Genomic DNA, 23,994 nt, shown 5'->3' with positions numbered 1-23,994 from the left:
TTGTCATAGGACAATTAAATCTGTAGGCAAAGACGTAAGTAATAATAAGCCACTGCTTATCTTAGGCGAATTTTCGACAGGGTTAGCATGAGGTACCAACTTTCCTCTGGCGTTAATATCGCTATTGATACGTCATGGTAAATGACAGCACGCCGTTAGCGGTGCCTGTAGTGATCGTATCCCCGGTCTGATAATAGCGCGCCTTGAGCGGCACGCTGAAACTACCGCCAGTTGAGGAAGTTCCAACGGAGATATCGGAACCCAACGCCATCGGCAAATTGTTATAAAGCAGCTGAATCCCCACGCCAGTCGCTGCGTTATTGCCACCGGCAGTATTGATTACTCCTCTGCTAGCATCAAAAATACTCCCTTCCATTTTCACGCTAACTTTTGTTCCGGCATTGCAGGTCATCGGCAGGATGAACGATTGTGTGTAGGTATCGCCGGGCGTGGATCCTTTGCCGCTAAATGCCTTTTTATCTACCTCTTTCATATCAACAGGTATTGATGTCGTGGTTAAATTACAGGCAGGGGTAGTCACCGTGAACGCATTGATACTGACATTCGCTTGAGGTGATTGCCACAGCAACGCGTTATTCAGCAAAACCAGTGCACCTACCGTTCTTGCGGTTATCGTTCCGGACCCCGTTTCCGTTGCCGTTTTATAAAACGTTACTGTCACGGTGCCACTCAATGTCGGGTTGACCATTCCACTGGTGTTCTCACAGAGCTTAGCGGTATTGACATCGCCCCGAATAGTATTACTTCCGGTGACTGAGGCGCTGCCGCCAGCACATATTGTCGTGGAACCCGAGATGGAATAACCAATACCGTCGACATTGGTTTTATACACTCGCCGGCCGTTCACCATCGAATCAAATGTGCCGTTCGCCATGACGCCGAAAACCTGACTAGAGATCAAACCCTGATCCGAATTGAAACAACTAAACGAGTTGATCGTCGGTGTCACAAGCTGTGTCCCGATAACCGCACCTACGGGAAGATTGCGCGAAATCGTAATATTCTGTGGTGAGACAGTAGTTGACGGTGTTGTTGTTGTGCAATCCCAAGCAAGGACCGTACGAGAAAACATCCCCAGCGCAGCGCAAATCAGGATATTTAATATAAGTTTCATTTTTCTTTCACTCCGGTTCAATGACATAGCGCATTAACGTTGTGCGTTTTGTCAGAGAGCTGTGTTATCTGATAAGTCGCACGGCAGCTTTCGCCAGCCCAGCGAACCTCAACGGTACCTTTTTCTGGTGCGCCGTTTAGCCAGACCCGTTTATGATCGTCCACAATGCCGTTCGCCACGTTATTGCGATTTTTAATAATGGCCGTCGCCCCGAACGGGATTTCACTTCCAGTCAATTGCAGCAAAACTTTGTAACCCGTTACAGTAGGATAATCTGCCAGGGCCAAAGCACCTTTTGTTGGTACTACCGTTCGCGTATCATTGAGCACATCGGTATTGTTATTCAGCGTGGCGGTATCAAGCGACAGGCTGTTCTGTCGATATGGTGTAACGTACGGCACCACCGCAAAACCTTTACTGTCGGTGTAAATACCACTATTGTTTGCCACTTTCACTCCGGCAGCGTTATCTGCTTTCACCAGCGCCAGGGTCTCGCCAAGAGGCTGAGTCGCGGCGATGCCATATGGATGAGCCACTAGCCCGCCCATCGCGCCAACGGAAAACTGGCGGTTATCACGGGAATAGCTGTAGCCCAGCTGATATTCCCCGTGGTTGCCTTTATAATTGGCGGAAGCGCTACCCATCGTGTCGGAACCTTTACTGTTATAGCCTTGCTGCACGTTCCAGCTCAGTTTGTTATCTTCCAGCGCAGTACCGGATAATCCCATCTGTGAAACGCTATCGCCTTTTTTATTGCCGTTAGCAGTAACGGTCATCCAGCTGTTTGGCAAAAAACGTGATAGCGGGATCTGCATCGTAAAAGCGACGATATGATCATTGTCGTTGCGCCATGGCCCCTTTGAGTAGCTGTAGTTCAGGCCGTAATTAATATTGTTAACGCTGGTGTTGTATCCCACGTTAACGCTACGCTCGCTATCGCCTCCCCAGTAATCCTGCTGCCAGGCTGAGAGATTCAGGTTGCCCCAGTCGCTAAGCCGTTGATTCAGTGTTATCTGGGCCTTACTGCGTTTATTTCGCTGATAGCGCCAATTGTCATCAAGCTGCATCTCATCGCTTGTAATACGAAACGGATTCACATCGCCGTTTGCTTCCTGAAAATCGCGAAAGCCCGATGAAGAATAACGATATCCGGTCAAATTCAAAGACGTTCCCGTCGTGGCGAAATCTTTGGCATACTGCGCGCGTAACGACACACCATTTTGTGTCTTTTCAGGTAGCTGCGAACGAGAAAATGTGGTGTCAAAAGAGAACGAACCAATATCCCCAAACCCCTTACCTATACCTAATGCGCCGGACCAGTAATCTTCAGAAACGATCATCCCGCCATACACCGTTGTATCCCAAGGCAAGCCATAGCCTAAGGTGCTTTGCAGGAATATCGGTTCCTTATCCTGGTAGCTTGCCGCGCGATATTTCCCCGCTGCCAGCGCATACTTGAATTGACCTTCGCGCTGCATCACCGGTACCGCAGAAAATGGCTGGATAAACTGATGCACTGAGCCGTCCGCTTCACGAATCGAGACGTCGAGGTCGCCGCTGGCGGCGGTGGGATAAAGATCGTCGATCATAAAAGGTCCCGGGGGAACATATGACTGCCAGATAATATTCCCGCCCTGACGTATGGTCACCTGAGCGTTGCTCTGCGCGATACCGCGAACCACAGGTGCAAAACCGCGGACGCTTTCCGGCAGCATAGAGTCATCTGAATAAAGCTGCACACCACGGAAATTCACGCTGTCGAAGACCCCTGCCTGGGTATAACCATCGCCAGCGCTAAATTGGCTTTTCAGCACCTTAATATCCCGCTCAAGCGAGGTGCTAATTGTGTTCCAGCGGCTTATTCCATTGCTGTTGTTATAAGTTGAATAATTTCGCAGCCGCCAGGGACCTGCATTGATACCGCTACGCAGATTTAAATAACTGTCGTTGTGCGATTCGGCATCGCCACGGTTATTCGCAGCTGAAAAGTTGTAATTTACAAACAGCATATTCAACCCGTCATCCCATTGCTCCGGCGATACGGAACCCTGAGGATCTCGCCGCAGATATTCCTGCGGAACCGAGATTTCAAGCCGCATGCCATCGAACTGAAAATGGATTAGACTCCCCGGCAGGAGCTCGCTGATATTGTTGATCGTCGCCAGTTCATCCATATCCATCCAGCCGGGCTGTGCGTTGGGTTTAACCCCCCAGCGCGAAAAATCCTCCCGTTTCAGAGTCGGTGATAAGGCACTTTCATTCCAGATGAATGAGATATCGCGTGTTTCCACATAGCTACCATTAAGATAAATTTCTACATGGTAGATTCCGGGAACCTGCCCGTTGGTTTTGCTAAAACGGGAGATATCAATGTCTCGTGGGATATTCCCGTGAGTTTCAATAAAGTCTGGTGAAAAATAATCCTCAGCCAACCCTGTTTGAACGCGTAAACATAAAAAAACGAGTAAAGATAACTTGGTTAATTTCGCAAAACCTGACACCACATTGACCTGAGACATGGATGATAAACCTAAAAATTAAATGTATGCTCAGCCGTGATGCCTCCGAAATCATTGATCGCACGCCATGATATTTCACCACCAGTTAACGCCGACTGAGATAGCGATAAGGTTTGAAATGGTAAAACCATTGGAGGTTTAGATAATTCTTTTCCATTCACTTTTACATCATAAAGCGACACACTATAAGGTGACGGATTATGCACATTCAGTTTCCCATCAGCGACTGAAAAAGTTAGCTGTTGATATGCCAGTGAAGGATCTCCTTTTAGGCCCGCAGGGCGATAAAAAACCTTCATTTTGCTTTTTACTGCTATCAGCAACTCGTTTTTAGCATCCGCCGATGATGACGGTATTGATTTAATATTTAGCCAATATATGCTTTCCCGATCCTGAGGCACAGAATTACCAATTAACATGACGCGAACCGAATTCTGGGTATTGGGATTTAGTTTAAATAAAGGCGGCGTGGTAATAAATGGACTGTCACCATCGTCACTATTTTCATTGTTACTTACCCATGACTGAATTAGATATGGTGTATTGTCCGGGTTTCTCACGCTGATTGCTGATTGACTATCGCCACTATTATAAACAAGTCGCGTGCCACCTATTTCCACACCACTAATTGCCGCCGTAGAGATAAGTAATAAACTCACGGCGATTTTTTTAAATATTTCCTGTAACATGAAGAAATCCTGAGAGAATAACAAGGGCCACAAATGGCCCTACTTTTACTGGTAAGTCACGGTAAATGATGTCGAAGAGTTTGCGGTTCCAGCACCAACAACTCCCGTTGCCATATATTTAGCAAAGTAAGTCAGTGTGTTATTAACATCTTCCAACAGATTCACCCTTGCTGAGGGAGAACCAACCGGAATCAGCGTCGTACTGTCCTGCTCATAGATGGCTACCCCAACGTTAGTTGCAGTTTGCCCGTTGGTCAGCGCCAGAATGGAAGGATTAGCGGTGTTGGTCGTGCCATCAAAGCGAATGCTGGCGCTCGAAATACTGGCCGGGCAGGATTTCAGCACAATGTTAAAACGTTTCGCCGCTGCCGTAGTGCTATTACCTCCGGCAAAGGCTGCGGTTGAAATTGTGCCGAGCTCAACTGGTTGAGCGATAGATGTTGCATCAACCACGCATGCCGTACCCGTGATATTACCGGTAAAGTTAATTACCCCATCAGCAGCATTTGCAACCTGAGAAATGGATAGAGACACAAGAGCAGAAATCAGTGCAATCTTTTTCATATATAAATTCCATATGGTTAGTTAAATTGAAAAAATAAATGTGAAGCTTTAAAAATTAATGTGAACCTTACACTCATAAAACAACAGTTAATAAAATATACTAGTCACTCATATTCATGAGTATTCTGCGTATAGAGCTCAGTGCGCGCGATATTCTGATACAGCACAACACGATTACCTTGCTGTAGTTTAAAAATCAGACTGCGGCGATGTGCATAAAATGTTTTTCTTGTCATTCCTAGTCGCTGGCTAATCTCTTTAACATCCAGCCCTTTTTGCATACAATAGAGCACTTCTTCCTCACGCTGAGAAAGTGAGTATTTCATTCTGTAATTATATTGTGAACTCTTTACCAACAAACAGGAGAGAATTTCATTCAGCCGGCACTTTTTATCAATAAAAACAAAGTCTGACATATGCTTTAAAGCATAGTAGTCAAGAACGTTACTGATAAAAATAATAACTTTTTTCCCCGGAGTTATGTTCTTACGCACCTCTGATATGCATATTGTTTCAATGTCTATGATACAATAATTTTCATCAATTAACTCTGGAGTTAACAATTCACTCATGCCGACAATAAAAAAATAATCATCAGAAAAAATGGAACCTGACAAATCCATAAATTTACCTTCCAGGCATAATCCTCTTTATTATTTAGCGTCAGTAATCCCTCTCATGTTTCATTGTGAGATTTACAGAAATTATATGTTTATAGCAGCACAAAAGTAATGGATTTCGAGCTGGGAATAAAAAACGATCGTTTCTACTATTTTTTCACCTTTCAAAGATAATTAATCCATTAGAAACCATATATTACAAATAAAAACACCAGTTAAAAATTAAGTTATAGCATTTAAAACTACCATGAAACATAGGCGCAACTTAATGATCTATAGTTGTTTGATAGCCAGAACTTGTAATAACCATCGAATTGGATTTTTCTTAGGGAATATTCTATTGTCACTTAACAAAAGATACTTCACCGGAACAGGGCTAATTTTACCTGGTTAACAGTGGAGCAACATTGGCGAGAGCTTATTATTCTGTCAGCAAGCGCCTACATACGTAGGAAAAGGGCTATTGTTGAAATTTTTCTATGGATTGGTCCAGATTATTGAGCGAGCTTTCGATTCGGTTCAAAGAGTCGAACAGTTCCGCCGCAGTAATAGCATCAGGCAATCGTTCTTCCAGCATTTGAGCAACAGTGATGACTTCATTAATGCCCAGCAATTGGGCAGTACCATTAAGGCGATGAATATGATATTTCACCGATGGATAGTCCTCGTCAAATGCGGCTGTTCTGGCTGCTTCTAAATCGTGTCGATTTTCCCGTTGCGCATCATGCAGCGCAGCGAGCATAAGCACCCGATTGTTTTGTGCTAGTACCGCCAACCGCTTCTCATCGAACATTAATTCGTTCGTCTGGCTTACTCCGGCTAACAGACGAGTGAGCTGCGCGAGGGTAATTGGCTTAAATAGACAATCGGTCATTCCTGCCGCAAGACAGCGTTCACGCTCATGCTGCTGCGCTGTAGCGGTCAGACCCCAGATAGGAAGATCACTATCAAATCGTCTCACCTCGCGAGTAAGTGCAATACCATCCATCACGGGCATGTTAAGGTCGGTAATCAATAAATCGTAACGATCCTGCTGAAGATAACGTAATGCCTCTTCGCCGTTTTCCGCTTCATCCGCAGCAATTTCCAGGGAGGCTAGCTGACGTTTTAACAGTAGACGACTGGAAGGGTGATCGTCGGCAATTAATACCCGCAGTGTCTTGCCAATAACAGGAGGTGCTGGTGACTCGGTTTCAACGACGTCAGTGAGTGCATCATACGAAATTTGTACTGGCAAATTCAGCGTCACTCTGGTCCCCTGATTAACTTCACTTTGCAAATCTATCGTGCCCCCCATCTGGTTCATCAATGCCTTTGCAATAGCCAATCCTAGCCCTGACCCGTGATGAATCTCCCCCATTTTCCCCTGACTGAACGGCATAAAAAGCGACTTTTGTTCTTCGCTACTGATACCGGGCCCCGTGTCATTCACGGAAATTACCAGCGCGTGATTCAGTCTCTTCGCTGAGACCTGAACTTCTCCATGACGTGTAAATTTCACCGCATTGCCGATAAGATTCATCAGCACCTGTTCCAACATCTGTGGATCTAGCTGCATGGCTTCTTTTGGCTCCAGATGCGAGTCATAGCCCAGCGCTATCCCTTTCTGCGCGGCAAGCGCGGTAAAAAGTAATACTTTTTCTTTGATCATCGCATCAACATGCACCCACTTCGGCATCACCTCCTGCAAACCGGATTCTATCTTCTCCAGATCGAGGATCTCACCAATCAGTTTCAACAGCGATCGCGAAGCTGTAACTGCATGATCGATAGAAGTTTTATCTTCATGACTGAAGTTTGTCGTTGAGTTTTGTAACAGTTCCAGAAATCCCACAATGGCACTTACTGGGGTGCGAATCTCATGGCTCATATGAGAGAGGAAGGCTCGTTTCTCTTCATTAGCTTTCTGTGCTTTGGTCTTTTCCTTCTCCAGTAAACGCTGCGACTCTTTTCTTCTACGCACCTGCCGTGCCAGGTAGAGCACCCAGAGGAAGGTACTCACGACAAGAAGGGTCGCGAGAGTTGCTACCAGATAGAAGGGTCGGTTATACAACTCCCAGGTATCTATTTGGACGTCCGGCAGACGTATCCATTTACCGACAATCTGTAAAATTTCCTTCTGGGGGATATCATCCAAGGCCTTATCAAGGATCTGCCTTAATTCAGGTTCTGAGCGCGGTACAGCAAAACTGATTGCTGCCGGTTGCACCTCTGGCAACGGGAGCCATGTCAGCCGATCGGGATAATAATGTTCAGTGAGATAACGAGCGGTCAGCTGATTAGAAATCGCCGCGTCAACTTTTCCCGTTGCAACAAGATTTAATGCCACACTGGAGTTTTCTACTTCTTGCCAATAGATATCCGGATGACGGGCTTTCATCTGCATTAGTAACGGATGATCGATGCTTATCGCCACGTGCGCTCCTGCCTTTAGCGCTATCGCCTGGGCATCCTCTTTTCTGACAACGGTAACAAACTGGGTGGTAATAAAGGGATGAGTGAAAGAGAGGGTGTCTTGGAGGCTCAAATCAAAGGTGGCTGCCTGTACAATATGCCAGTTGCCCTTTTTCATCTCTGAAAGCATATCTTCACGCGAGTTTACGACAACCGTTTCGTACTGCAGGCCAGTTTGCAGACTAATCAGATTAAGAATATCCCCTACAATCCCCCGAACTTCCTGATTATTGTCGGCCATGGTGTAAGGCGCAAACCACGGATTAATAATTACCCGTAGCGTTTTGTTTGTTTTTAGCCACTGTTTTTCACGAGGCGTCAGATTGAGTGGTTGAAGTAAAAAAGAGAGGTTACCTTTGTCGATCATCGACTGCGCTATTTGTCCATGCTGATTTTCATCGATTGCATTGATGGTGCTATTAATGATGCTCAGTAAACGCTCTTGTCCCGGTAAGAATAAAAAATGGCTCATTTTTTGTGGTGAAGGCCAATATTTAACCGCGCTCAAAGCCAGGCTGAACTCTTGGGAAAGCCAAGTGCTAGTAGTTAGCGAATCACCCATAAACCATCGATTCTGCCCGGTAATAATGGAGTTCAGCGCCTCCTGATAGCTGGCGTAATTGGCTATTTCGGCATTCGGAAATACCTCATGAATGAAATCAGCGCCAGGATAGCCCTCAACAACCGCAATACGAGCACTCTGCGGACTATGCAAGGGACCCATAACGTTAGAGAGCGAAGTCACCAGCACGGGCCAGGAATGTACTAGTGTCTCCGAGAGCTGAATGCCCTCCTCAGCGAAAGGAAACGTATCAAGACCAGTCAATACCGTATCAATCTCGCCCGCACGTAGCGCGCGAATTGCATCAGCGCGATTTTTATAGCTCAGTACAGCGATACGGACATTTAGCGAATTATGGATTAGCGTCAGATAGTCAGCGTTCATTCCCCTGTAGCGCCCACTGAGCGTGGTTTGCACCAACGGAGCCTGCTCAGGTTGATAAACTCCAATGCGTAGCGCTCTTTTTTGCAACAGCCAGCGCTTGTTATCCTCACTCAAGTACACAGGCACCGGAGTAATGTAACTATATCCCGACAGCTCTAGCTCAGTGGGGGAGCCATCCTGAGCATAAGCAGCACATCCGCTGAAAACCCAGAGGAGCAGGAGAAGTACAAGACGCAGTTCCATCTTCAGGTCAGCTTATTCTGATGAGCAAAAGAGAGTAGTTCGACTAGTGATTTACAGCCTAATTTTTCCATTAATCTAGTTTTATAGGTACTTACCGTTTTGCTGCTTATATACATCGCTTCGCCAATCTGCGTATTATCAAGGCCGCTTAGCATATAGCTCATTACTTTCATCTCCTGCGCGGAGAGAGATTCAAGACGCTGATTATCCGTTAGTTCTACCGACGGTTCCTCCATGAAAAAGGGAAAGTAGATATAACCATTTTTCGCCGCATTAATCGCTGCGAGAATATTTTCCATATCTTGCTTTTTACTAATAAAAGCATTCGCGCCAGCCTGCGCGCAGCGTTTACTGTAATAGCGATCATTTTTTGCTGATACTACGATTAACACACCAGTAAAACATTGTGCCCTGAGTTTCTCCACCAGCTCAACGCCATTTATGCCAGGAATTTCGACATCCACAACGACGATATCGACAGCTGTTTTCGTCAACTCCTTTAGGGCTTCCGCTCCGTTCTCAAATTCTTTGATAATGGTAATGTGCTGTTTTTCCAACATGCCGCGTATGGCCATGCGAGCCAAGGGATGGTCATCCACAATAACGGCGGTAGGGGACCGAGACTCATTCATAGGCTACCTGAAAGCTGTAATTCGTGGAAGGAAACATACTCAGGATGATAACCTAACAATACTTCAGACTGATTTAAAAATTAAAAGTTTTTTTGTACCAGCTCACATTATAGCGATCAACTAAAACACGTTATTGTTCGAGCATTTTTCCCGTTTTGATTTCTGATTTATTTAGTTGTATCCGACCATTATCATCGTGCGACCTGAGTTTTACGATTTGCCAGAAGATAGTTCTTTATGGCAACCTTTAATCAGGTTTCTGTACCAGTTTAGAGGTATGAATAGCTTCGGATTTAACAAAGATCTTAGCGTCATTTCTGAGGACTTAAAGAGGGTTACCCAGCGGTAAGGGGTATCCCGAAGAGTGTAAAGTTGAAACAGCCAAACAGATTGTTTAGCGTGGCGATTCCGTTTTTAGCGTGAGCAAAACGTCTCAATATTGCCACACAGTCTGTACGCGAGGATAAAGGAGTACGGCCGGACTCATCCACCAATAAAGAACTGTCAGATGCTCAGGCCGAGATCCGCCGACTCTAGAAGAAGTTGAAGCCATCCTTGCTCACCAGTGTCGTGACCCCGACCAGGTAGATCAGGTCGGCATCAGTGCCGGATGCCTGCAAGTCCCGAAAGACTGAGACATTGATGCCGGTGACGCCCTGTACACCGACGTTAGATTGGTTTTGTGCCAACTGGCAGTCTGGTCGATGTAAGCACGCAGCCCTGGTGCAAACGCGGTAGCGTGGCCGTCGAAATAGCGTTCACAGTGGTATCCAATGAAAGTAAATCAGGCCAGATGACCATCAGCTCACGCTGACTGAAATTCTCGCGATAAGCCATCGCTTCGGAAATGATCTTACAGCCCCATGCGGGAAATAAGGTTATATCATACGCTGCGCCAGCCTATATCGCTGGCACGCCATTAGGACGCTGCCATCAGAGATGGAAACGTCCGTTAGAGTTTGATCCTATAGTCAGCTCACACCAGTTCTTTGAGCTGCTCCTGCATATAGGTTGAAAAATACTCTGGGTTCTTGATAAGGATGCGGTTACCGGAGGCGACTTTTTCTGCCCATCCGGCTACTTTTTTCGTGAACTCGGGATTCCATCCCTCCTGCTCACCCCGTGCCATCACTACTTCCGGACTCGCTGGCACACCTAAGTCATGCAAATACTTTAAGATTCCCTTAGCGGTACTTTCATCCATTGAATGGGGTACTGACGCCGAAGTGTTCATACCACCAATAAAATCCAATGCTTTCTCAATTGCTGTTGGCATGCTCTTATCCTTAAAATTAACCACGTGAGAGACACATTCATACTATGTACCCAACTCCGCCGGGATATCAAAGAGAACATCACCTTTATTTGATTTACCCCGCAGCTAAACGCTTGCGCGACTGTTTTCTGCGCGATTAATTCGCCATTCCAGCCAAAACCAGCCCGGTCGCCACCGCATTACGCGGCCCTTCAGTACCACGGATGTTGCCCTGTCCGGCGACAACCCCGTAATGCGCCAGCGCGTCGGTTATCATCTGTGGGATTTCGAAATCCAACGAGGAACCGCCTACCAGCACCACGAAAGAGATATCGCGAATGGTTCCACCGGGAGATACCTGGCGTAACGCACGCAGGCAGTTGGTCACAAAAACCTTCTCTTTAGCCTGTCGGCGCACCAGCCGAATTTTTTCCAGCGAGATTTGGTTATCTACCGGGATCAGCTCCCCGTCTTTCAGATACACCACTTTGGCAAACACCGACGGGCTGAGCGGCTCGCGAAAAAACTCCACCACGCCGTTCTCATGGCGAATGCTGAACAGACTCTCCACTTTTGCCAGCGGGTATTTTTTAATTTCCTCTGCCAAAAACGGATCGCTTAAGCCCAGCTCTGTTTGAATCAACAGGCTAACCATATTTCCCGCACCGGCCAGATGAACCGCTTTCACTGCACCGTCGCTATTGATAATGGCGGCATCGGTAGATCCTGCGCCCAGATCGAGGATCGCCAGCGGCGCGGCGCATCCCGGCGTGGTTAACGCTCCGGCTATGGCCATGTTGGCCTCTACGCCACCGACTTCAACCGGGGTATTTAGCCGGGCGCTGAGCTCACTGGCGATGGCCTGCATCTGTAAGCGATCGGATTTCACCATCGCCGCAATGCCAACGGCGTTCTCCATTGAACACTCCCCGGCAATACCGCCCTGAACCTTGCGCGGAATGAATGTATCTACCGCCAACAGATCCTGAATGTGCACCGTGTTCATGTCATGACCGGTCAGCGAGGCCATCACCTTACGCACCCGCTCCAGCATGCCACCTGCGTGCGTACCAGCTTCACCGCGAATATCACACACGGGCGCACAGGCGCTTACCACCTGCATAATGGCCCGCGCGCCATGCGCAACGTCGGCTTCACCGCCGCGCTTTTCGCCACGGATAACGATCTTGCCCGCCGGGATCACTCTTGAACACACATCGCCCTGCGGCGTTTTCAGCACCACGGCAGAACGGTTGCCAATCAGCGCTCTGGCGATGGGGACGATAGCTTGCGTTTGCTCGGGCGTCAGGGCAAAGAAGGTCGCAATGCCGTAAGGGTTCGACAACACCCGCACCACCTGCCCCGGGGCCGCCACTTCCACCGCCGCCAACACGCCTTCCGGCACCTTCTCAATCAGGGTAACTTCATCTACCACTGGCATGGTCCGGCGCAGACGATTGTTCACCAGTACACCATCATCTTTTTTCAGGATTGCCGCCACCACATTGACACCGCGATCCAGTGCCTCATTGATAAGCCAAACCGCCTCGAGAAAATCCATCTCCTCGCCTACCAGCGGGATCCAGCCTTGAGCAAAATGATCTTCACTCACCGCCGCCAGCTTCTCCACTGTGATGGTGGTTCCTATTCCCACACCAATACCGCCGGGCGTTTGCGGGTTATGCCCAATCATCGTTGATTCGGTAATAATGGTTTCAGTGATGGTTTCCATCGCCACATCGCCGATTACCGGTGCCGCCTCGTTGATACAGATTTTCGCCACGTCCTGAAGCGACCACGGCGTGTTATTCAGCGCCTGCTGCAGGGAGGCCACCACCCCTGCAATATTATCCCGCGTCCCTTTCATGCCGGTAGTCGCGACAATACCGCTGGCGATAAACCGGCCATGCTGCGCCAGCGCCACTTCAGTGGTGGCGTTGCCGATATCAATCCCTGCAATTAGCGGCATACACCCTCCGTCATTGGCTGCCTTTACGCAGCTTATTTCTCTGCTGATACACCTCTGCCGACTCGCGAACAAACCCGGCGTTCACCGTGGCATGCCAGGTATATTCCAGTTCATCGGCAATGGCCTGTAGCTCAGCAAACGAAGAACGAAACGGGCGCAGCGCGTTGTAGATCTCCAGAATGCGGGCATCTGGGATGGTAATCAGCTCTGCCGCACGACGGAAATTACGCGCCACGGCGTGACGCTGCATCTGTTCGGCAATCTGTGCCTGGTACTCCAGCGTTTGCTGAGAAATACGCACATCCTGCGGTCCTACGCGGCCCGCCAGCACATTCTCAAGGGTAATCTCGGTTAGCGGTTTCCCGGTGGGGGTCTGAATTTTCTCCGGGCAGCGGGTCGCTAATGGGTAATCCTGCGCGGTCATGATGTTGTCGTTCATGGTCATTCCCTTACCAGTGCAATATGCAGCGTGACGGGCGCAGCATCCTGCACCACGTGTTTGGTTTCTTTGATATGAAACAGTGCGGCCTTAGCCATAAATTTAGGGCGCACCATCTGGTCATTCACCACCGGCACCGGCGAGGGCGACTCTTTACGTGCATAGCGCGCGGCGTTTTTACCAATCTGGCGATACGTTTCCAGCGTCAGTAGCGGAGCCTGAGAGAACAGCTCCAGGTTGCTCAACGGCAGCAGATCGCGCTGATGAATCACCGTGGTTCCTTTCGACTGGATACCAATCCCGATACCAGAACCACTAAGATTTGCCGCATCCCACGCCATAAAAGAAACATCCGAGGTGCGCAGGATCCTCACTACCCGCGCATGTAACCCCTCTTCTTCGATGCCAGCAACCAGCTCTTTCAAAATCGCTTTGTGCGGCATCTCAATAAGGGTTTTATGCTGATACTTATCAAAGGCCGGGCCGACGCCAATCACTACTTCATCCACGCGTTCGTCCGCTTTAGCCGCCTCGCCTTCGCTCACCTGCAAGGTAAAAACCGGTTTACGCTCAGTTGTGCATTCCACTGTCTACCGCCTTATTCGATCGCGCTGGGCTGAACCACACCCGCTATATTTTTAATTTCCGCCCAGCGTTCGGCAGAAATACGATAGCCGGTGCCGGGTCCCTGATAATCATTGATGTCATTGACGGCACTGACGACGTCGAACTGGCGATCCAGAATGGCCGACGTTTGCAGGTAATCACCGGTGACGCGCTGCCTCAGCATGTTGAGGATATTGCTGGCGATGTCTTCGAAACCGCTACAACTTAACGCGCTGACGATATCCAGTCCGGTGATATTGCGCTTCATCATCTGTTCCACAGCAGCCAGATCCTCCACCACATTGCGTGCGGGCATATCTTTGCTGCCGTGAGCGTAAGTGGCTGCCTCCACCTCTTCATCACTAATTAGCGGCAGGCCCAGTTCGCGGAACACCGCCTGAATGGCACGGGCGGCCTTATTGCGAATAGCGATGGTTTCCTCTTCCGTGACCGGTCGCAGGCCCCCGTCAACCATCAGATCGCGTTGCAGAATGTTGTAATCATCGAAGTCTTCAGCGTCGAAGTTCGATCCGGCAAACATGTTGTCGTAGTTGGGTACCGCGCTATAACCGGAGAAGATAAAGTCGGTGCCCGGCAGCATCTGCATCAGGGTACGGGCAGTACGGCGAATATCGGAATGGGAAAAGGTCTGGTCATTGGCGGAGGCCACTTCAAGGTCGAGCATTGAGGCTATCAGGTTTTCCGCCAGCACCGCGCGGATCCCTGACGGTACTGCACCAGTCATGCCGATACAGCTGACCGCGCCGTTTTGCAGCCCCTGTACGCCTGCGCCTTTGGTGATAAAAATGCAGCGCGACTCCAGGTACAGCATCGATTTACTTTCGGAATAGCCCATCAGCGCTTCCGAACCGGTGCCGGAGGTGTAGCGCATCTTCAGGCCACGCGATGCATACGCTGAGGCGAGAAACGCTTTTGACCACGGCGTGTCATCACCATCGGTAAATACCGACTCCGTACCATAGACCGACACCGTTTCGGCGTAGCTGGTCAGCCCGCGCATTCCCAGCTCCAGCTCCGTGGCCTCTTCAACGGAACATTGCGTCAGCACGCCGGGGCGACCGCACTGAGACCCCACCAGCAGCGCCAGGGCGTTAAATGGCGCATAACGGGCGATCCCGACCGTCGTTTCCTGCTCGGAAAAACCACGGATCCCCGCTTCGGCGGCGTCGGCGGCAATCTGTACCGGGTTATCTTTCAGGTTGGTCACGTGACACTGATTGGAGGGGGTGCGTCTGGCGCGCATTTTTTGCAGCGCCATCATCATCTCCACCACGTTCATTTGCGCCATCACTTCCACCGCTTTCGCCGGGGTGATGGCGGTGGTAATGGCAATAATCTCTTCCCGACTGACGTGGATATCCACCAGCATTCTGGCGATCTCCAGCGCGTCGAGCTGCATGGCGCGCTCGGCCTCAGCCACGTTAATGGCGTAGTCGGCAATGAAACGGTCAATCATGTCGAACTCGGCGCGGCTCTTACCGTCCAGCTCAACAATACGACCACATTCTACCTTCACCGATGAAGCGGGATCGTAGGGGCTTTCCATGGCGATCAGCCCCTCTTCAGGCCATTCGCCAATCAGCCCATCCTGATTTACAGGCCGTTTCGCAAGCACTTCGAATCGTTTTGATCTTCTCATGATTTATTGACTCAAAAGATAAAAAATAGGGACGCCGGGCCGCATTGCCGGGGACACAACACCCGGCATTCGCCTTTCATCAGCAATGGTCGAACTCTAAATGAGCAGAACAATAAAAAAATAAAATTAATTTCGTTCCAATTTGGCACCTGATAAAAACGCATCGTTTCATATTGAAACGCAATTCAGGAATATCCACATCAAATTGTGACGAGGTTAAATGATCATTATCAATAAACGCAAAGCCGGGAAGTTTAATTTAATATCTTTGGAATTTTCGCCCTATTGACTTAATAACGTGCGGCGAGAAAATAAGGTAAAGCCAATGATAAAAATAGCTGCTACGCGATATTTTTCGTGACCTCAGCCCTACAACATTTTCAGGAGAGACTGTGAATAAGAGCCAACAAATCGCCACCATTACGCTGGCGGCGGCAAAAAAAATGGCGCAGGCCGTCGAGGCTAAAGCGCTTGAAATTAACGTTCCGGTGGTTTTTTCCGTGGTTGATCGTGGCGGAAACACACTACTGATGCAACGCATGGACGATGCGTTTGTCACCAGCTGTGATATCTCTCTTAATAAAGCGTATACCGCCTGCTGCCTGCGACAGGGTACCCATGAAATTACCGACGCAGTACAACCGGGGGCTTCTCTGTATGGTTTGCAGCTTACTAATCAACAGCGCATTGTTATTTTCGGCGGCGGTTTACCTGTCATATTAAACGGTAAATTAATTGGTGCCGTTGGCGTTAGCGGCGGCACCGTTGAACAAGACAGATTATTAGCAGAAACCGCACTGAATTGTTTCTCTGAATTATAATTTAAATCTAAGAAGGTATATTATGAGCTATCGTATGTTTGATTACCTGGTGCCAAATGTGAACTTCTTTGGCCCCAATGCTATTTCCGTTGTCGGCGAACGCTGCAAACTGTTAGGCGGTAAAAAAGCGCTGCTGGTTACTGATAAAGGTCTGCGAGCGATTAAAGACGGCGCGGTAGATAAAACCCTCGCCCATTTACGTGAAGCGGGCATTGACGTGGTGGTTTTTGATGGCGTTGAACCTAACCCCAAAGACACCAACGTGCGTGACGGTCTGGAAGTCTTTCGCAAAGAGCATTGCGATATCATCGTTACCGTCGGTGGCGGTAGCCCGCATGACTGCGGTAAAGGCATCGGTATCGCAGCAACTCACGAAGGCGATCTCTACAGCTATGCCGGGATTGAAACCCTGACCAACCCGCTGCCGCCGATCGTTGCGGTGAATACCACTGCCGGTACCGCCAGCGAAGTCACCCGCCACTGCGTGCTGACCAATACCAAAACCAAAGTGAAGTTTGTGATTGTCAGCTGGCGCAACCTGCCGTCAGTCTCCATTAACGATCCGCTGCTGATGCTCGGCAAACCTGCGCCACTGACCGCAGCGACCGGGATGGACGCCCTGACACACGCTGTTGAGGCCTATATTTCAAAAGATGCCAACCCGGTTACCGACGCCGCCGCTATCCAGGCGATCCGCCTGATCGCACGCAACTTGCGTCAGGCCGTAGCGCTGGGCAGTAACCTGAAAGCACGTGAGAATATGGCCTACGCTTCGCTGCTGGCGGGCATGGCCTTCAACAACGCCAACCTCGGCTACGTTCACGCGATGGCGCATCAACTTGGCGGTCTGTACGACATGCCGCACGGCGTAGCGAATGCCGTACTGCTGCCGCACGTGGCACGCTATAACCTGATCGCTAACCCGGAAAAATTTGCCGACATCGCAGAGTTTATGGGCGAAAACACTGACGGACTTTCCACCATGGATGCCGCAGAACTGGCCATTCACGCCATCGCTCGCCTCTCTGCTGACATCGGCATTCCGCAGCATCTGCGCGATCTGGGCGTCAAAGAAGCCGATTTCCCCTATATGGCGGAAATGGCGCTGAAGGACGGCAATGCCTTCTCCAACCCACGCAAAGGGAACGAGAAAGAAATTGCCGGTATCTTCCGTCAGGCATTCTGATAACGCAGGGGACGCCATGTCACTTTCATCACCGGCCGTACATCTGTTTTATCACTCTCGCTGGCAGGATACTCACGTGCTTGATGAGCTGTGTTGGGGACTGGAAGAGCAAGGCGTTCCTTACCGGGCAATCTGTTGCGACGATCATGACTGCGCGCTGGCGCTGGGCCAACTGGCGGCCAAAAGTTCGACGCTACGCGTGGGGCTCGGCCTCAATTACGCGGGTGATATTGCCTTAACCCATGCCCAGTTGCCCGAGGATCGGGCGCTGGTCTGCGGGCATATCTGCGCCGGGGCTGTCCGGATCCGCATGCTCGGCGCCAATGCCGGTCAACTGGTTAAAGTGCTTCCTTTCAGCGAGATAACATAAATGTACCGCATCTACACCCGAACCGGCGATAAAGGCACCACTGCGCTATATGGCGGCAGCCGCATCGACAAAGACGACATCCGCGTTGACGCCTACGGCACCGTGGATGAACTGATTTCCCAGCTTGGCGTCTGCTATGCCAGCACGCGCCAGGCCGAGCTACGCCAGGAACTGCACGCCATACAGAAGATGCTGTTTGTACTTGGAGCAGAGCTCGCCAGTGATGAGCAAGGACTTACCCGCTTAAAGCAGCGTATTGGTGAAGAGGATACTCAGGCGCTGGAGCAGCTTATTGACCGTAATATGGCGCAAAGCGGCCCGCTCAAAGCGTTTGTTATTCCGGGGAAAAATCTGGCCTCGGCACAGCTACACGTTGCGCGAACCCTGGTGCGTCGGCTGGAGCGGATCCTGATCGCGATGGACAGAACCCTGACGTTACGCGATGAGGCCAAACGTTACATCAACCGACTGTCGGATGTGTTGTTTTCGATGGCCAGAATCGAAGAAACTACTCCAGATGTTTGCGCTTAAACTGACTGGCATCGATGTCGTACTGCTTCATCTTGCGCCACAGGGTGGTGCGACCAATATTCAGCAGCTGCGACATCTCCTGCACGCGCCCGCTAGTGACGCGGGCGGCGTGGATAATCGCCTCTTTTTCGATGGCAGTAAATGTCAGGCTGGCTGGCAGCAGTGAAGATGCCGTCTCCAGACCAGGGCGTTCGGCAAACAGATAATCCGGTAGATTGCTCAGCCGAATATGGCCGTTATCACTGCTGATGGCGATATTTTCGATAATACTGTTCAGCTCAAAGTCATTGCCCGGCCACGAATAGGCCACCAGTTGCGCCAGCGCGTCGTCGTCAATCTTCAGGCTGGTTGAAAAGCGTTTTTTCAGGCTATTCAGCCGCGTAAAAATCAGCGAGGGAATACTACTGCGCCGCGCCCGCAGCGGTGGGATGACTATCTCAAAAGAGTGCAGCGCATAATACAGCTGACGGCTAAAGCGGTTTTGTTCCACCAGATTAGCGAGATCGACCGTGGTGGTGGCAATCACTTTCACATCCACCGGAATCAGCCGCCGGGCATCCAGGCGGGTTAAAACCCCCTGCTTAATCACCTGTAGCAGCGCGGATTGCAGCTCCGGCGCTAAATACTCAATTTTTTCCAGAAACAGGGTGCCGCCATTGGCCAGTTCAAGACGACTCAACCGACCGTTCTCATCATCGGTAGGCGCGCTGCCCATAAAATCCTGACCCAGCACGCTGTTGGCATACAGCTGGCAGTTCACGGCGATATACGGCCCGCTGGCGCGTTCGCTTTCATTGTGAATAGCCTGGCTCAACAACTCTTTACCGACCCCCTCTTCCCCACACAGCAGAATCGGGAAGCTCCCCCGCGCCGCCTGACGACCGAAATGGATCAAGCGCCGGGTTTCCGGATCGTCTGTCGACATCTGCTCAAAGGTATGGCTCACCTTGCCGAGCTGGCTGGTCATCAGTTGACGCATTTGTTCAACCGGATGCAGCAACAGAATAAAGCTGTTGCCCTGCTCTTCAACAATCGGCTTCAGGGTAATGACGGCATCAACAAACTGATGCTGACTTTCAAAGGTGACTTCGACGTGATTCAGGCCGCGGGCATGTTTGATCGCCCGACGCAGCAGCATGGGCAGATTGAGCAGGTCGTTAATATTTTTCCCCTGACTGGCCTGCGCGTCGAGATGCAAAAGCAGCGCCGCGCGCGCATTAAGGAACTGCAACACACCCTGCTCGTTCCACGCCATCACGCCATCATCCATGCTTTCCAGCAGTCCGTACATTTGGTTCAGATGACGATTGGATTCAGCCAGCAGACTGTCGGTCAGTAAAGAGTTACCGACTTCTCTGGCAATCGCCAGCGTCAGGGATAAATCAGAAACGCACTCATGCTCTACCAGACAGCACAGCGAGATGGAGCCAAACAGTCGACCATGGTTATCGAATACCGGCGTCGAGCAGAACGACCACGGATGCAACGCCTGCTTAAAGTGCTGATCGCCAGAGGTTTTGGTCGGCTGACCCGGCATCGTCGCCAGCGACAGGGCACAACTGCCAATAATGCTTTCCGCACAGTAACTGCCGTCGCGAAACCCGAGCTCCGCCAGTTGTTCCACCGTCTGCGGATCGCCGCAACGGCTGAGAATACAGGCCGACTCATCCAGAATCAGCAGCGCGCACGGACGGCCGTCCATAAATTCCCAGGCATCTTCCAGCGCAGCCTGAGCAATCGTCAGCAGCGCCGTCTTGCGACGACAAATCGACTCAAAGGTCAGCCCCTGCGCCTGATGCGGCGCCTGCCAGGTTTCCCGCTGCATAAACTTGCTGCAACGATGCCATGACTGGGCAAGAACCGAAGAGACTTCCTTCCCGATGCTATGCGTGTGCGCCGTCATATCCCTTTCCGCTGTTTTACCATAGACAACCCCTCCGGCAGAGACTGTCAGAGGGGGAGAAGATGTCGGATAAAAACTTACCGACGACTGATTAACGCGCCAGCCACTGCTGTCCCAGCAGGTCTGCCGTCAGAATAGCGGCATGAACGCTTTCAGGCGTCACCGGGAACGGCATATTGTGTATGGTTTCACCTTCTGCGCAGGTCGCTTTGGCCACGGCCATAATCTTGCCGTCGATGTCATCTTTCACGCCCATTTCCGCTAACGTTACCGGCAGACCGACTTTCTGACAGAAATTCAGTACGGTTTCGATCTCTTCCATCGGGCTGTTTTGCAGCACCAACTGCGCCAGCGTACCAAAGGCGACTTTCTCACCGTGATACAAATGGTGGCACTCTTCCAGAATTGTAAATCCGTTATGAATAGCATGCGCTCCCGCAAGACCGCTGCTTTCAAAGCCGATGCCGCTGAGGTAAGTGTTCGCTTCGACAATACGTTCCAGCGCGTCGGTCACCACGCCAGCCTGCGCGGCAAAGCGTGCCTTTTCGCCTTCCGCCAGCAGGGTATCATAGCACAGGCGCGCCAGGCTCAGCGCCGCCACAGTGGACTGTCCGCCCGCCATGCTGGTCGCTCTGGCGTCATAACAGGCTTTCGCTTCAAACCAGGTCGACAGCGCATCACCCATCCCGGCCACCAGCAGACGGACCGGCGCTTTGGCAATGATTGCGGTATCCATCACCACCATATCCGGGTTTTTCGGGTAGATCAGATACTCTTCAAACTCACCAGCTTCGGTGTAGATAACGGACAGCGCGCTGGTTGGCGCATCGGTAGACGCAATAGTCGGGATCACCACCACCGGCAGCTTCTGGTAGTAACCAATCGCTTTAGCGGTATCCAGCGTTTTTCCACCGCCAATCCCAACCACGCCACGGCAACCGTGCTGTTTCAGAATGGCAATCAGGCGATTAATTTCGACATGGCTGCATTCCCCGTTGAAGCGTTCCGCATGACAGCTAATATCGTGGCTGTGCAGACCGTTGAGTACTTTCTCTCCCGCCAGCTTCATCACGAAGTCATCCGCAATCACGAAAAAGCTGTCCGCCAGATTTTTAGCATATTGACCAAATAAGGTGGAAGCGTCAGGACCCTGGAGATATTTGGCTGGAGATTGAATAACTTTTAGCATTCCTTTCATCCTCAAATAAGTACATGTTTTTACATGGTGAGCCCTGGCGTAAACCTGTTAGGCCGAATGCTGACGGCGAAAACGGGAGGTACCGGAGCGATGCAATAACTGTATGGCGAGGCGTACACAAAAAAATCTTTCGTCTTTTTGTTCTGATATGAAACAGATAAAAACCACGAACGTTCCAGATTGGAACGCTTATCCACAAAAATGATAAGGTTTGCGATCCCGATCCGTTCATTTCCCGCCAAATCTCCGGCAATCACCAATCCCACTTTCCCTTTTACTCACTTCGCTGCATTTAAAACCGACAAAAAAAGGCCGACTACACCGTATGACCTGTACTTTTGGCAGGAAAAAAAAGTCGAGCAAGCTCGCATTGCGATGATTCCCTAACTTTTTAAGTTTCATTTCGAAACAAAAAATAACGATGACGTTCCGTAATGAAACTCATTTTAGCGTTGTTTTTTTCCACGCTGAGTTCGCCAGAATCTCTCCATCGCCTCCGCACCATGGTTACACATTCGGGGGTTTGTCTTTCACTCAACCTCGAGGAGTCGTTATGTCTCAATTCTTTTTTAACCACCGTACCCATCTCGTAAGCGACGTCATCGACGGCACGATTATCGCCAGCCCGTGGAATAACCTTGCGCGTCTGGAAAGCGATCCAGCCATCCGCATCGTGATCCGTCGTGACCTCAACAAAAATAATGTGGCGGTCATTTCTGGCGGCGGTTCAGGACACGAACCCGCGCACGTTGGTTTTATCGGTAAAGGGATGCTCACCGCTGCGGTCTGCGGAGATGTGTTCGCCTCTCCGAGCGTAGATGCGGTACTGACCGCTATTCAGGCGGTGACCGGTGAGGCTGGCTGTCTGTTGATCGTGAAAAACTACACCGGTGACCGCCTTAATTTCGGTCTCGCCGCCGAGAAAGCACGTCGCCTTGGCTATAACGTTGAAATGCTGATTGTCGGCGACGACATCTCTCTGCCGGATAACAAACACCCGCGTGGCATTGCGGGAACCATCCTGGTGCATAAAATCGCAGGCTATTTCGCCGAACGCGGCTACAACCTCGCCACCGTCCTGCGTGAAGCGCAGTACGCAGCCAACAACACTTTCAGCCTGGGCGTCGCCCTTTCCAGCTGCCATCTGCCGCAAGAAACAGACGCCGCACCGCGTCATCATCCTGGTCATGCGGAGCTGGGGATGGGCATTCACGGCGAACCGGGTGCTTCGGTTATCGACACGCAAAACAGTGCGCAAGTGGTGAATTTGATGGTGGATAAACTGCTGGCGGTCCTGCCTGAAACCGGTCGTCTGGCAGTGATGATTAACAATCTTGGCGGCGTGTCCGTGGCCGAAATGGCCATCATTACCCGCGAACTGATCAGCAGCCCACTGCATCCGCGTATCGACTGGTTGATTGGCCCAGCTTCGCTGGTCACCGCGCTGGATATGAAAGGTTTTTCACTTACGGCCATCGTGCTCGAAGAGAGCATCGAAAAAGCGCTACTCACAGAGGTGGAAACCAGTAACTGGCCAACCCCGATCCCACCACGAGAAATCAGTTGCGTACCGTCATCTCAGCGCAGTGCGCGCGTGGAGTTTCAGCCTTCGGAAAACACCCTGGTAGCCGGGATTGTGGAACTTGTCACCGCAACTCTTTCCGGTCTGGAGACACATCTGAATGCGCTGGATGCCAAAGTTGGCGATGGCGATACCGGTTCGACCTTTGCCGCCGGCGCGCGTGAGATTGCCAGCCTGTTGCATCGCCAGCAGCTACCGCTGGATAACCTTGCCACGTTGTTCGCGCTGATTGGCGAACGTCTGACCGTGGTGATGGGCGGTTCCAGCGGTGTGCTGATGTCTATTTTCTTTACCGCTGCGGGGCAGAAACTGGAACAGGGAGCTAGCGTTGCCGAATCCCTGAATACGGGACTGGCGCAGATGAAGTTCTACGGCGGCGCAGATGAAGGCGATCGCACCATGATTGATGCACTGCAGCCGGCCCTGACGTCGCTGCTCGCACAGCCACAAAATATGCAGGCCGCATTCGACGCTGCGCAAGCGGGTGCCGAACGAACCTGTCTGTCGAGTAAAGCCAATGCGGGGCGCGCATCTTATCTGAACAGCGAAAGCCTGCTCGGCAATATGGACCCCGGCGCGCACGCCGTAGCGATGGTGTTTAAAGCCCTGGCGGAGGAGATGGTGAGCTAAGTTTTAATCAATGCCTGATGACACAAGCGTCATCAGGCAAAA

Annotated in this window: 19 protein-coding genes and 2 pseudogenes; 6 read left to right on the top strand and 15 right to left on the bottom strand. The window is 50.6% G+C overall.

Annotated features, from left to right (window positions below):
* Nucleotides 1–121 precede the first annotated feature (121 nt).
* From OGX99_RS09990 to evgA, 7 genes are all read right to left on the bottom strand, one after another.
* Entirely contained in the window at nt 122–1,135 is a 1,014-nt protein-coding gene (locus OGX99_RS09990; protein ID WP_151217784.1) for a fimbrial protein, read from the bottom strand.
* Nucleotides 1,136–1,152: 17 nt separating this feature from the next.
* Nucleotides 1,153–3,654 (bottom strand): fimbria/pilus outer membrane usher protein, encoded by a 2,502-nt coding sequence (locus tag OGX99_RS09985; RefSeq protein ID WP_286543386.1) that lies wholly within the window; start codon nt 3,652–3,654, stop codon nt 1,153–1,155.
* An 11-nt stretch (nt 3,655–3,665) separates the two neighbouring features.
* A complete protein-coding gene (locus OGX99_RS09980) occupies nt 3,666–4,343 on the bottom strand; it encodes a fimbrial biogenesis chaperone (RefSeq protein ID WP_151217785.1) in 678 nt (225 codons plus the stop codon).
* A 45-nt stretch (nt 4,344–4,388) separates the two neighbouring features.
* Nucleotides 4,389–4,907 carry a fimbrial protein gene (locus OGX99_RS09975; RefSeq protein ID WP_151217786.1) on the bottom strand — a complete coding sequence of 173 codons (519 nt, stop codon included), beginning with the start codon at nt 4,905–4,907 and terminating at the stop codon, nt 4,389–4,391.
* A 104-nt stretch (nt 4,908–5,011) separates the two neighbouring features.
* Nucleotides 5,012–5,530, bottom strand: a complete 519-nt coding sequence (locus tag OGX99_RS09970) for a response regulator transcription factor (RefSeq protein WP_151217787.1) — start codon at nt 5,528–5,530, stop codon at nt 5,012–5,014.
* Between the two features lie 457 nt (nt 5,531–5,987).
* Nucleotides 5,988–9,170 (bottom strand): response regulator, encoded by a 3,183-nt coding sequence (locus OGX99_RS09965; protein ID WP_286543382.1) that lies wholly within the window; start codon nt 9,168–9,170, stop codon nt 5,988–5,990.
* Nucleotides 9,171–9,172: 2 nt separating this feature from the next.
* A complete protein-coding gene (evgA, locus tag OGX99_RS09960; protein WP_151217788.1) occupies nt 9,173–9,802 on the bottom strand; it encodes an acid-sensing system DNA-binding response regulator EvgA in 630 nt (209 codons plus the stop codon).
* 389 nt (nt 9,803–10,191) lie between these two features.
* Between evgA and OGX99_RS09955 the strand changes: the two are divergent.
* A pseudogene (locus OGX99_RS09955) lies at nt 10,192–10,336 on the top strand (IS3 family transposase); the annotation flags it as partial.
* 2 nt (nt 10,337–10,338) lie between these two features.
* Here the strand turns inward: OGX99_RS09955 and OGX99_RS09950 are convergent.
* The 6 genes and pseudogenes from OGX99_RS09950 to OGX99_RS09925 all read right to left on the bottom strand — a co-directional run.
* Nucleotides 10,339–10,669, bottom strand: a pseudogene (locus tag OGX99_RS09950) (phage tail sheath subtilisin-like domain-containing protein); the annotation flags it as partial.
* Nucleotides 10,670–10,778: 109 nt separating this feature from the next.
* Nucleotides 10,779–11,102, bottom strand: coding sequence for a DUF1889 family protein (locus OGX99_RS09945; RefSeq protein WP_001573898.1), 324 nt, complete (start codon nt 11,100–11,102; stop codon nt 10,779–10,781).
* A gap of 112 nt (nt 11,103–11,214) precedes the next feature.
* Nucleotides 11,215–13,026, bottom strand: coding sequence for a diol dehydratase reactivase subunit alpha (locus OGX99_RS09940; protein WP_286543379.1), 1,812 nt, complete (start codon nt 13,024–13,026; stop codon nt 11,215–11,217).
* Nucleotides 13,027–13,036: 10 nt separating this feature from the next.
* A complete protein-coding gene (locus tag OGX99_RS09935; RefSeq protein WP_151217790.1) occupies nt 13,037–13,465 on the bottom strand; it encodes a diol dehydratase small subunit in 429 nt (142 codons plus the stop codon).
* Between the two features lie 2 nt (nt 13,466–13,467).
* Nucleotides 13,468–14,052 (bottom strand): propanediol/glycerol family dehydratase medium subunit, encoded by a 585-nt coding sequence (locus OGX99_RS09930; RefSeq protein WP_151217791.1) that lies wholly within the window; start codon nt 14,050–14,052, stop codon nt 13,468–13,470.
* 11 nt (nt 14,053–14,063) lie between these two features.
* Nucleotides 14,064–15,731: a propanediol/glycerol family dehydratase large subunit gene (locus tag OGX99_RS09925; protein ID WP_151217792.1), complete on the bottom strand. Its 1,668-nt coding sequence runs from the start codon at nt 15,729–15,731 to the stop codon at nt 14,064–14,066.
* Between the two features lie 392 nt (nt 15,732–16,123).
* On the opposite strand from OGX99_RS09925, the gene OGX99_RS09920 reads away from it, so the two are divergent.
* Genes OGX99_RS09920 through OGX99_RS09905 form a run of 4 tightly spaced genes read left to right on the top strand, consistent with a single transcriptional unit; the run spans nt 16,124 to nt 18,639 of the window.
* Nucleotides 16,124–16,552 carry a GlcG/HbpS family heme-binding protein gene (locus tag OGX99_RS09920; protein WP_151217793.1) on the top strand — a complete coding sequence of 143 codons (429 nt, stop codon included), beginning with the start codon at nt 16,124–16,126 and terminating at the stop codon, nt 16,550–16,552.
* A gap of 22 nt (nt 16,553–16,574) precedes the next feature.
* A complete protein-coding gene (gene dhaT / locus OGX99_RS09915) occupies nt 16,575–17,738 on the top strand; it encodes a 1,3-propanediol dehydrogenase (RefSeq protein ID WP_286543376.1) in 1,164 nt (387 codons plus the stop codon).
* A gap of 16 nt (nt 17,739–17,754) precedes the next feature.
* Entirely contained in the window at nt 17,755–18,108 is a 354-nt protein-coding gene (locus OGX99_RS09910; protein WP_286543373.1) for a glycerol dehydratase reactivase beta/small subunit family protein, read from the top strand.
* Nucleotides 18,109–18,639 (top strand): cob(I)yrinic acid a,c-diamide adenosyltransferase, encoded by a 531-nt coding sequence (locus tag OGX99_RS09905; RefSeq protein ID WP_151217796.1) that lies wholly within the window; start codon nt 18,109–18,111, stop codon nt 18,637–18,639.
* On the opposite strand, the gene dhaR is transcribed toward OGX99_RS09905, so the two are convergent.
* Together dhaR and OGX99_RS09895 are read right to left on the bottom strand one after the other, a co-directional pair.
* A complete protein-coding gene (gene dhaR / locus OGX99_RS09900; RefSeq protein ID WP_151224381.1) occupies nt 18,617–20,542 on the bottom strand; it encodes a dihydroxyacetone kinase operon transcriptional regulator DhaR in 1,926 nt (641 codons plus the stop codon). The genes OGX99_RS09905 and dhaR overlap by 23 nt on opposite strands.
* A gap of 91 nt (nt 20,543–20,633) precedes the next feature.
* On the bottom strand, nt 20,634–21,731 hold the full coding sequence (locus tag OGX99_RS09895; protein ID WP_032940746.1) for a glycerol dehydrogenase: 1,098 nt from the start codon (nt 21,729–21,731) through the stop codon (nt 20,634–20,636).
* 562 nt (nt 21,732–22,293) lie between these two features.
* Here OGX99_RS09895 and OGX99_RS09890 point away from each other — a divergent pair.
* Nucleotides 22,294–23,952, top strand: coding sequence for a glycerone kinase (locus OGX99_RS09890; RefSeq protein WP_286543370.1), 1,659 nt, complete (start codon nt 22,294–22,296; stop codon nt 23,950–23,952).
* The last annotated feature ends 42 nt before the right edge of the window (nt 23,953–23,994 follow it).

Origin of the sequence: Citrobacter sp. Cu096 (assembly GCF_030332285.1) — a bacterium.
Lineage (GTDB): Bacteria > Pseudomonadota > Gammaproteobacteria > Enterobacterales > Enterobacteriaceae > Citrobacter > Citrobacter meridianamericanus.
The sequence above is the reverse complement of the archived record's forward strand: the minus strand, read 5'-3'. Positions and strand labels throughout refer to the sequence as shown.